The 10,249-nt window shown below is 63.6% G+C and carries 9 protein-coding genes; all 9 read right to left on the minus strand.

Features of this window, described 5'->3' with window-relative positions; genetic code table 11:
- Positions 1-192: 192 nt before the first annotated feature.
- The 9 genes from CT676_RS42065 to CT676_RS42105 all read right to left on the minus strand — a co-directional run bounded on the left by CT676_RS42065 (position 193) and on the right by CT676_RS42105 (position 9,725).
- Positions 193-684 carry a heme-binding protein gene (locus tag CT676_RS42065; protein WP_063984041.1) on the minus strand — a complete coding sequence of 164 codons (492 nt, stop codon included), beginning with the start codon at positions 682-684 and terminating at the stop codon, positions 193-195.
- Complete coding sequence (locus CT676_RS42070; protein ID WP_063984042.1) at positions 681-1,868, minus strand: amidase; 1,188 nt, start codon at positions 1,866-1,868, stop codon at positions 681-683. The genes CT676_RS42065 and CT676_RS42070 overlap by 4 nt, the downstream gene beginning before the upstream one ends.
- A gap of 54 nt (positions 1,869-1,922) precedes the next feature.
- Positions 1,923-3,536, minus strand: coding sequence for an ABC transporter substrate-binding protein (locus CT676_RS42075; protein ID WP_028159863.1), 1,614 nt, complete (start codon positions 3,534-3,536; stop codon positions 1,923-1,925).
- Positions 3,537-3,581: 45 nt separating this feature from the next.
- On the minus strand, positions 3,582-5,036 hold the full coding sequence (locus tag CT676_RS42080) for an amidase (protein WP_135217169.1): 1,455 nt from the start codon (positions 5,034-5,036) through the stop codon (positions 3,582-3,584).
- Positions 5,026-6,018 (minus strand): ABC transporter ATP-binding protein, encoded by a 993-nt coding sequence (locus CT676_RS42085; protein ID WP_028152373.1) that lies wholly within the window; start codon positions 6,016-6,018, stop codon positions 5,026-5,028. Before CT676_RS42085 ends, CT676_RS42080 begins: the two co-directional genes overlap by 11 nt.
- Positions 6,015-6,977, minus strand: a complete 963-nt coding sequence (locus tag CT676_RS42090; RefSeq protein ID WP_135217170.1) for an ABC transporter ATP-binding protein — start codon at positions 6,975-6,977, stop codon at positions 6,015-6,017. The genes CT676_RS42085 and CT676_RS42090 overlap by 4 nt, the downstream gene beginning before the upstream one ends.
- Positions 6,977-7,828, minus strand: a complete 852-nt coding sequence (locus CT676_RS42095; protein ID WP_028159866.1) for an ABC transporter permease — start codon at positions 7,826-7,828, stop codon at positions 6,977-6,979. The genes CT676_RS42090 and CT676_RS42095 overlap by 1 nt, the downstream gene beginning before the upstream one ends.
- Before the next feature lie 3 nt (positions 7,829-7,831).
- The gene (locus CT676_RS42100; protein ID WP_167768342.1) at positions 7,832-8,848 is read right to left on the minus strand and encodes an ABC transporter permease; all 1,017 of its coding nucleotides are present in this window, start codon (positions 8,846-8,848) and stop codon (positions 7,832-7,834) included.
- A 301-nt stretch (positions 8,849-9,149) separates the two neighbouring features.
- Positions 9,150-9,725, minus strand: a complete 576-nt coding sequence (locus CT676_RS42105) for a cupin domain-containing protein (RefSeq protein WP_167768341.1) — start codon at positions 9,723-9,725, stop codon at positions 9,150-9,152.
- Positions 9,726-10,249: the final 524 nt, after the last annotated feature.

The following is a 10,249-nucleotide window of genomic DNA, read 5'->3' on the forward strand; positions in this document are numbered from 1 at the left end:
GGCCAGTCATTGGACGCTCCGACGCGAGACATCGGCCGCCTGCAACGATTGGCGACCACGGCCGCGTGCCGACCTATCCGTTTGCACACACCCAAGACCCAGTGCAGACATTGCTCCACCGAGCCTAGCAATCACTTTTGGCTCTCTTCCGCCCCTTGGCCTATGTCGTCGTGCGCAGACCGACCGCTGGCTTCAAATCCTCGGCTGAAGCGTCGCCCCCCTGATGATCCCGGTGTCTTCCGCGCCCATCGGCGTGAAATCGACGCACATGTCTGCTCCCGGGATCGCGGCCGCACCGGCCCGGGCGACAGCGAGATCCTGTGTGCCTGATCCGGAGCCCGCCGCCACGGCGCCAAGGATGAACCCATCGACGCGGATCGGGAGACCACCGATCAGATTGGTCCAGCGATTTTCATGCGCGAGAGTGACCTGGATTTCCACGTCCGCGTGAGCGCTGCCGGTCGGCGAGCCAGACAGTGCCGACGTCCGTGCCTTGTTGATGGACGAGGTCACGCTAAGTCCCTTCGAGCCGTCCATGCGCCCGAACGCCAGCAGATTGCCGCCGGTATCGACCACTGCGATGCACATCGGCTGTCCAATGCGGGTCGCCTCGCCGATTGCCGCGTTGAGCACCTTAAGCGCGCCTTCGAGGGTCAGCGTCCGTGCTTCCTTGATGTCGGTCATGCCAGTCCAATCGAGAATTCCCGCGCCAGGGTGCGCGCTGCTGCGACCAATGCCGCATCGCCGCCGCGCCAGCCAATGAGGGACAGCCCGACCGGAATAGAGCCGGATGTAGCGACGGGCAGGCTGACCTGTGGAAGGCCCGTCAGGCCCGCGATACCGGTCAGGTCGACAATCCGCTGTACCGCCGCGCGAATGTCCGACAGGCGCGCGTCGCGGCCTATCGGCAGAATGGGCGAGGTCGGCAGGCACAGCATGCGGCGCCCCTCGAGCAAATCGTTGAGCCGCTTCGATACGCACTCGCGGAAAGCCTTGGCGGCCGAGAGGTCACTCGATTCAATGCGGCCTTCGTCGGCAAACGCGCCGGCTACCTCCGACGAGAAGCGCGGGTTCACGCGATCGATCCAATCCCGAAACGTGGCGTGGAATTCACACTTCTGCAGGATGCGCTGGTGGCGCGCCCAGTCGAGGAGCGCGCCTTCGGCCAATGGCGACGCGGTGATCGCCACTGCATCGCGCATCCGATCAACAACCGGCTGCAAGGCGCGCCTTACCGGCTCGTCGGCGATGGCAAAACAGTCGGCCGCAACGACGATCTCGCTGGGCAAGACATCGGGCGCCTGCTCTCCGAGTAGCACCGCGCCGACCCGGCCGAAAGTCAGGGCATCGCGAGTGAAATAGCCAACGGTATCGAATGATGGCGCCTGGGGCATCATGCCGGCGATGGAGATACGACCATGAGTCGGACGCAGGCCGTAAATTCCGCAGAAACTCGCGGGGATGCGCACTGAGCCGCCGGAGTCGGTACCCAAGGCAAAATCAGCCAGGCCGCCGGCAACAGCGGACGCGGAGCCGCTCGACGAGCCGCCCGGTACACGGTCCGGCGCGCGCGGGTTCAGCGGCGTGCCGTAAAACTTGTTGATGCCAAGCAGCCCGAGCGAGATCTCGTCGGTGATGGTCTTGCCCGTCAGCGAGGCGCCGGCGCCCAGCAGAGCGTCGACGGCCCAGGCGTCGGCCTTTGCGATCTCGTGGGTGGCAGCCCAGTCCGGATTGCCGCAGCCGGTCACGCCGCCTGCAACATCGAAAAGGTCCTTGACCGCGAAGCTCAAGCCCGAAAGTGGCCCTGAGCCGTGCGGCGCCCGTTGGATGATGGGGCCTGGAACGAAAGCGCCGAGCGTGTCTTGCACGGTGTTTCCCCGATGAATGGCAAGCGCCCCCGTTCGAGCGCGCTTGCCGTCCTCTCATTCCTTGTAGAGTTTGCGGAAATCCGGATGCGTGTGAAACCAGTACTCAAAACCCTTGACGTTCTTCTGCACCGCATAGTCGGCAAACCGCGTGTAGAGCGGGATGCGAGGCAAGTCGGTCATGACGATGTCGACCATCTTGTTCAGGCTTGTCTTGTAGATCTCGGGATCGCGGGTGAAGCGCGCCTGGTCAATCACCTTGTCGAGGTCGGGATTGACGTAGTTGGCAGTGTTGAACACGGAGTTGTTGCCGCCGTGGAAGGTCCAGAAGAAGAAATAGTCGGGGTAATCGAGCCAGCCATAGAATTCGGCGATGACCATCGGCATCGTCTTGCTGGCCATCTGGGCAAACCAGTTCGAGCCCGGGACCTTCTCGATCGTGAGTTCGACGCCGATCGTCTTGAGCGCCTCCTGGATCAAGATGGCAGTCGGCTCGCGCACGGTGGATTCGCTGAGATCGATCGACAGCGTGGTCTTGAAGCCGTTGGGGAACCCGGCCTCGGTCAACAGCTGCTTGGCCTTCGCAAGATCCTGGCCATGCTTGATCGGAACGGGCCACGTCGCGTCGGGATAGGGTTTGTCAGGGTCACCACCGAACATCGGCTTGGCGCGGTTATAGAGCGCGGAGCTGACGATCTCCTTGTAGGGGATGGCGTAGGAGATCGCTTCGCGCACCTTGGGATTGTCGAACGGTGCGATCTTCACATTCATATCGACGAACACGAGGTCGTTCTGCACCGGCACGCCGATGATCGTCACCTTCCCCTGCTCTGCCAGTTCGGCATAGTCCTTCGGCGGAAGGCCGACCGACATATCGACGTCGCCCTTCTCCAGCAGCGCGCGACGCGTACCGGCCGAGGCGATCTGCCGATAGACGACGCGCTTGAGTTGGGGCAGCGGGCCGGACTTCCAGGCGTCGAAGCGGGTAAAAACAGTCTGCTGGCCGGGCGACCAGGACTCCACCTTGTAGGCACCGCCGCCGCAATCGTTGCGTGACACCCACTCGAACGCCCACGGGTCTTGCGCTGTCGCGTGCTTCTTGGCCAGCTCGGAATTGACGATGACGGGCACCGGCACGACGAGGTCAGGCATCGTCAGCTTGTTGAACTGATCGAACGTCGCCTTGAAGGTGTGATCGTCGACCACCGTGAACTGTTCGGGCTTGACCAGGGATCCCGCCGCCATTTGCACCGCCGGAAAGCCGCCGGCGGCGATGGCGCGATCGAACGACCATTTGACGTCCTTGGCGGTGACCGGGCTGCCATCGTGGAACGTCGCGTCCTTGCGCAGATGGAAAATGTAGGTCTTGCCGTCCTCGCTGGCTTCCCAGCTCTCGGCCAGCTCTGGCGTCATGACCTTGGCGTCGTAGGATACCGTGCCGTCGGCCAGCTTTTTCTCGCCGTGGCTGACGAGCCGGTCGTAGGCCTGCCACACCACCATGCGGCTGTGATCGTTGGCGGTCGGCACCATCGTGTCGAGACCGTTGGGGCCCATTTCGGACACGATCACCATCGTGTCCTTGGCAATTTCGGCCGCGCGTGCGGAAGCGCCGGGCCAGACAACGGACGCTGTGAGCAGCGCCGCTGTAGCGAGACTACGATCGAACTTCATATCGTGCGTCCTTTCTGGATTTCGGTTGAAAAAGTCGAGGCAGCGTCAGAGGCCGAGATCGCCCAGCAGTGTCGGCCATTTGTGAGCCCACGGACGCGCTTGTTCGAAGGCGCCGGAGGCGGCGAGCACGGTACGATCCGCCAGATGGCGACCAATGATTTGCATGCCGACAGGCAAACCGGTTTTGGTGAAGCCGGCGGGAATGGTCGCTGCTGGCTGGCCGGTCAAATTGCAGATGAAGGTGAAGCAGAGCCAATCGCCGGTAGAGACCATCTTCTCTTCGATGATCTCGGGCCCCTGCATGTAGAGCGGGAATGCCGGCACCGCGAGCGTTGGCGTGATCAGGAGGTCGTAGTTGGCCATGAACCGCCACATGCGGTTGCAGACCATCTGCCGGATCATCTTGGCGTCAGTGAATTCTTCCGCGGTCCATTGCCGCTGCAACAGCCCGACCAGGTGCGGCGACATTTCCTTTTCATGCCCCTTCATCATGCGGCGCATACCGGTGAGGTCGGTGTCGCCGGCGACGATGGTCCAGAAATGAGGGAACGGATCTTCCCATCCCGGATGAGCGCGCTCGACCGTGCAGCCAAGATCGGTCTCGAACACGCGCACCGCTTCAGACACGACGCGACGGACTTCCGGATCGACCGGCGCATAGCCCCAATCTTCGCTATAGGCAATGCGAAGGCCCTTGATGCTCTCCTTCACGGCGCCGACATAGTCGAAGTCGGCAGCCGGGATGGAATAGCGATCGCGCGGATCGGGTCCGGTGATCACCTTCAGCATCAGCGCCGAGTCGGTCACGGTGCGGCTCATCGGGCCGACGTGCTCGAGCGATTCCCAGCTCGAGACGCCGGGATAGCGTTCATCCCGGCAACCCGGGTAGAGCGGCACCCGCCCCATCGAGGCTTTGATTCCGTAGAGCCCGCAAAGCGCGGACGGAATGCGGATCGATCCGCCGCCATCGGAGCCGATTGCGAAAGGTGCGACGCCGGCCGCGACCGAAGCTCCGGAGCCGGCGCTCGATCCGCCGGATGTCATGTCGAGATTCCAGGGATTGCGCGTCGCCGGAAAAACCGGGTTGTGGCCGACGCCGCTGTAGCCGAATTCCGGCACGTTGGTCTTGCCGATGATGACTGCGCCGGCGTCCTTCAGCCGCTCGACGACGATGTCGTCCTCATCCGGCACGAAGTCCCGGTAGAGCGGAGAACCCATCACCGTCAGGATGTCCTTGGTGGCGACGAGATCCTTGATTCCGATCGGTACGCCCGCCAGCAGGCCGGGATCCTTGCCGGCTGCGATCTTGGCGTCGACTGCCGCGGCCGCAGCGCGCGCCACGTCGGGCGTCGGTGTGCAGAAGGCATGGATGTGCGGCTCGAGCTTCTCCATGCGGCGCAGAACGGCTTCGGTGACCTCGGCGGCGGATAGCTCCTTGTTCCTGACCCTAGCCGCGACGGTCGCGGCGTCCATGCGGCAGATCTGATTGTCAGCGCTCATCGGTTCCTCCATCGGGTGAAAGAGCGAAGTGGCAGGCGGCGAAATGGTCCGGGCCGACCGCGCGAAGCGGCGGCATGGCCTTGGTGCAGATGTCGGCCCCCTTGGGACAGCGGCCGTAAAAGCGGCAGACGTTGGGGTCCGGATCGATCGGGCTGGTCGGACTGCCGTCGAGTCGAGGCCGCGCTTCGCCACGCCGCGCCGGATCCGGGATCGCGGCGACCAGCGCCTGCGCATAGGGATGACGAGGCGCGGTGAACAGCGCCTCCGCCGGCGCGATCTCGACGATCTTGCCGAGATACATCACGACCACGCGCGAACAGAGAAGCCGCACCACGTTGAGATCGTGCGATACGAACAGGTAGCTCATCGCCAGCCGTGCGCGCAGGTCGGCGAGCAACCGCAGGATTACGGCTTGCACCGACACGTCGAGCGCCGAGGTCGGCTCGTCGAGGATCAGCAACGACGGCTCGACCGCAACGGCGCGCGCGATGCCCACCCGTGCGCGCTGGCCGCCCGACAATTGATGCGGGTAACGCTGCAGCAGTTCTTCTGGCAGTCCAACCAGCGCGGCGGTGGCGCGCACGCGGCTGTCCAGCTCGGCACCGTTATTCATGCCGAGTAGCCGTTTCAAGGGATCGGCGATCGCCTGGAAAGCGCGGAACGATGGATTCAGGCTTTCGGTCGCGTCCTGGAACACCACCTGAATACGCCGCCGGCTTGCCGAGGACGCGAACTTCGCCTGCGCAATCGCGGTGAGATCCTCACCGCCGAGCAGGATCTGGCCCGCCGTGGGATCGATCAGCCGGCCAAGCAGGCGAACCATGGTGGATTTGCCGCAGCCGGATTCGCCGACCAAGCCGACGCTTTCACCGGCGCCGATCGTCAGATCCACATCGTCGACCGCGTGGAGCCGGGCGCCGCGCGAGGCCCGCTTGATCGGGTATAATTTGGACAGCGACCTGACTTCGAGCAGCGGCGTCATGACAGGGGAAACCGGCAGCGCACGACATGCGCGGGCGACAATTCGGTCCAGGGCAGCTCTGCCTCGTCGCAGATTAGTTGCCGCAGCTCGCAGCGTCCGCTGAAGCGGCACGGCGGCAACGCGCCGCGCAGATCGGGTAGATGGCCGGGAATGGAGTTGAGGTCGTCGAGACGCGATTCCGGAACGGGCGTGGCGGCGAGCAACTGGCGTGTATAGGGGTGGGCCGGATGATCCAGCAGCGCCTCGGTCGACGCGATCTCGACGATATGCCCGGCATGCATGACGGCGATCCGGTCGCAATATTCGCCGGCGAGTCCGAGATCGTGAGTGATCAGCAGCGTCGACATCCGCGTCGAGCGGCTCATGTCCCTGATCAGGTCCATGATCACCGCCTGGGTTGTCACGTCGAGCCCCGTCGTGGGCTCGTCCGCGATCAGGACCGACGGTGTGCAGGCCAGCGCCATGGCGATCATCACGCGCTGGCACATGCCGCCCGAGAGCTCGAACGGATAGGCTTCCGCCCGGCGTTCGGGATCGGGAATGCGGACTCGCGCCAGTGCTGCGATTGCCGCTTTCCTGAGATCACGACTCGGCAGCCCGGCATGCTCCTGCAGCACGTCCTCGATCTGCTTGCCGACCTTACGGATCGGATTGAGCGCCGTGCGGGGGCTCTGGAAGATCATCGCCATCTCGCGTCCGCGCAGTTCGCGCATCGCTTCCGGGCGCGCCGCCAGAAGATCGATGCCGCCCATCGTGATGTTGCCTTTGGTGATCTGCGCCGCCTCATCGTTGAGGCCCATGACGGTGTAGGCCGTGACCGACTTTCCGGATCCACTTTCACCGACAACGCCGACGATCTCGCCTCGGCCGACCGACAAGCTCACGCCATCCAGCGCCCGCACCACGCCGTGACGGGTGCGAAACTCCACTGACAGATTGTCGATCTCGAGCTGCGCCATTACACGCGTTTCCTCGGATCGAGCAGATCGCGCAGTCCGTCGCCCAGCATGTTGAAGGAGAACACCGCGAGCACGAGAGCGGCGCCCGGGAACATGAAGGCCCACCACTCGCCGGAAATGATGTAGCTGGCGCCTTCCGAGACCATGATGCCCCATTCCGGCGTCGGTGGCCGGACTCCGAGCCCGATGAAGGACAGGCCGGCGGCATTGAGGATCGCCCATCCCATGTTGAGCGAAGCCTGCACCATCATCGGCGGCAGGACGTTCGGGACGATATGGTTGAGCAGGACGCGCAGCGAGCCGTTGCCGCCCATGCGCGCCGCCTCGACATAGCCGAGCTCGCGCCGCACGTTCACCTCGGCGCGCGCGAAGCGGCAATAGAACGGCAGATTGATGATCATCGTGGCGATGATGATGTTGGCGACGCTGTTCCCGAGCGCCACTACGATGCCCATGGCGAGCACAAACAGCGGGAACGCCATGATGGTGTCCATGGCGCGGCCGATGATGCGGTCAGTCCAGCCGCCGAAATAGCCGGCGAGCGAGCCGAGCGCCAGGCCAACCACGAACGACAGCGCCACTGCCGAGACTGCCATCCCGAGGTCGAGACGCGTCGCGACGATGACACGGCTGAGGATGTCGCGTCCGAGCGCGTCCGTCCCGAACGGATGCAGGGCGCTCGGCCGCGCCAGTTTGGTTGTGGCGGAGGTGACCAGAGGATCGTACGGCGCGATGTAAGGTCCGAAAATCGCGCACAGCGCCAGCAGCACCAAGATGATCACGGCCATCAGCGTCAGGCGGTTTTCGCCGAAGGCATAACCTGTGTTGCGGGCGAGCGTGACTATACTCATCGCTCAGCCCTCGAACCGGACGCGGGGATCGACCAGCGTCGCGAAAATGTCGACGGCGAGATTAAGCAGCACGTAAAGCACCGCCATCATCAAGACGAAGCCCTGAACCGCTGCGTAATCGGACGCGATGACGGCCGAGACCGCGTAGGCGCCGACACCCTGCCAGCCGAACACCTGTTCGATCAGGACGTTGGACCCGAGCAGGAAGGAGAACACCATACCGAGCACGCTGCTGACCGGCAGCAGCACGTTGCGGAATGCATAGGTCATCAGGATCTTGCGCACCGGCAAGCCGCTGGCGCGCGCAGTACGGATGAAGTCGCTGCCGAGCGCCTCCAACATGGCCGCGCGCGTGATGCGCGCGATCGGCGCCAGCGCGAACAGGCCGAGCGATATCGCGGGCAGGATCAGCTGGGACAACGACGCGCGGAGCACCGGCCAATCGCCCGCGATGAGTGCATCGATGGTGTAGGCCCCGGTGATGTGCGGTGGCGGCGAGAAGGCGATCTCATTCAGGCGGCCGAGCGGCTGCGGCGCCCAGCCGAGCAGGAAATAGAAGATGTAGACGAACAGCAGCCCGACGAAGAACGTTGGGAAAGCGGCGCTCACGGTGACCAGCGCACGACAGGCGTGATCGACGCTTCCGTTGATGCGGGTCGCGGCCCACACCCCCATCGGGATGGCGATGCTGATCGCGAACAAAAGCGCAAAGGACGACAATTCCAGCGATGCAGGCAGCCGCTCGAGTAGGTCGGTCAACACCGGCTGTCCCGTGGTGAGCGAACGGCCGAGGTTGCCCTGCGCGAGGTCACCGACATAGTGCACGAACTGCACTGGAAGCGGGCGATCGAGGCCCAGCGTGGCGCGGATGTTCTCGATCGATGCGGCGTTCGCGGCGGGGCCGGCGAAATACGCCGCCGGGTCACCCGGCAGGGCGTGGGAGATGAAAAAGGTCAGGACGACGACGCCGATCAGACTCGGGATGGTGCCTAGCAAACGTTTCCAAACGAAAGCCATCAGCGGTTCGCCTGCCGTTATTCGCCGGTGCGACGGCCATGCCGGAGCGCATCAACGTGGTCGGGCCCCATCGACATCCGATACAGCCAGGGGCAGTTGGCATGCATCACAGTCATGCCCGAGTTTAAGCAAGCGTTATGCCAGCTCGTCTTTCGGAACATTTGGGTGCGAGAGCCAGCGGATCAGCTCGTTTTACTGCGAAGCAGGCTCGCGCGGGCGCAGGAAATGAAGTGGCTTTGAAGCAGCCTGCTACAGTTTTCGCCACATGCATGAAATTCATGCACCGTGAGCCTGATCGCTCGGCTCAGTGAACCTGGGGGGTATTGACCCAGACGATCCGCGCTTCGTCCGGCCCGACGTTGCGATAGCTGTTGGTCAGATACGCCTTGAAGAAAAAGGAATCGCCTGCAGTCATCAGATAGGTGGTGTCGTCGATGGTGAGCTCGATGGTTCCGGACACGAGATAGCCGACGGCCTCGCCCTGATGGGTAATCAGATCGATCTTCTCGCCTCCCGGGGCCACCACGTGAACATTGGCTTCGAGCAGATTTCCGGCGGCTACCGGCACCAGCCGCTCATACACGACGCCCGTGCCACCGCGCAGCGCATCAACAGGCACCTTGAGCCGATCCTCGGGCTTCTGCACCAGCTTGTAGTCGTCGATCCGCAGGCCAAAAAACGAGGCCATGTCGCGGTCGAGCGCGTCGACCATCTTGGCGAGCATCGGCAGCGACGGCATGACCTTCCCGGCCTCGATCTTGGAGATCATGCTCTCGTCGCATCCGACGACCTGCGCCAGGTCTCGCATTCGCAGCCCCTTGGACAAGCGGGCACGCCGGATACGCGGACCAATATTCAAGGGGTTGTTTTCAGAGCTCACGCAGCATTTTCCAGCCAGTTGGACGGGAAGTGTATGCATCATAATCACATGATTTACCAGCATGCTGGGGCAAATCTAAATGGAAGTTGGGCGAACCGAACTCTTCGCCAGCCTACGGGCGAGGCTCGCCCCCGACCTGACAAGCGAGAGCCGTTGGCTTCTACCGTCCAGGCGACCTTGGGGTCTCGCCAATTTCAACCGCTTCGCCTCAAGGGGCTGCCCGTCAAGCCAAGGGCCGCGAGCCAAGTTAAACAGGCCGGGTGAGCGAGCGGTAACTTGCTGGGTCGACTTGTGGCCCGAACGCGAAGCCCGGACGGGCTCTGAAATCGCCCGGTTGTCGCGGCAGATCGGACGGGACCGGCGGCGATTAGGACAGCGCCCGTTGACCCGAATGTATGGTCCGGCCGTGCGTAGCAAGAGGTTCGTCGATCAGGTGGTGAGTGGTCTTGCATCAATGTATCCGGCCTTTGATTGGAGCATTTGCTCCGGGCCATCATGGATATCAGCGCGCGTGCGTTCTCATT

Source organism: Bradyrhizobium sp. MOS001 (assembly GCF_004634465.1).
Taxonomy (GTDB): Bacteria; Pseudomonadota; Alphaproteobacteria; order Rhizobiales; family Xanthobacteraceae; genus Bradyrhizobium; species Bradyrhizobium barranii.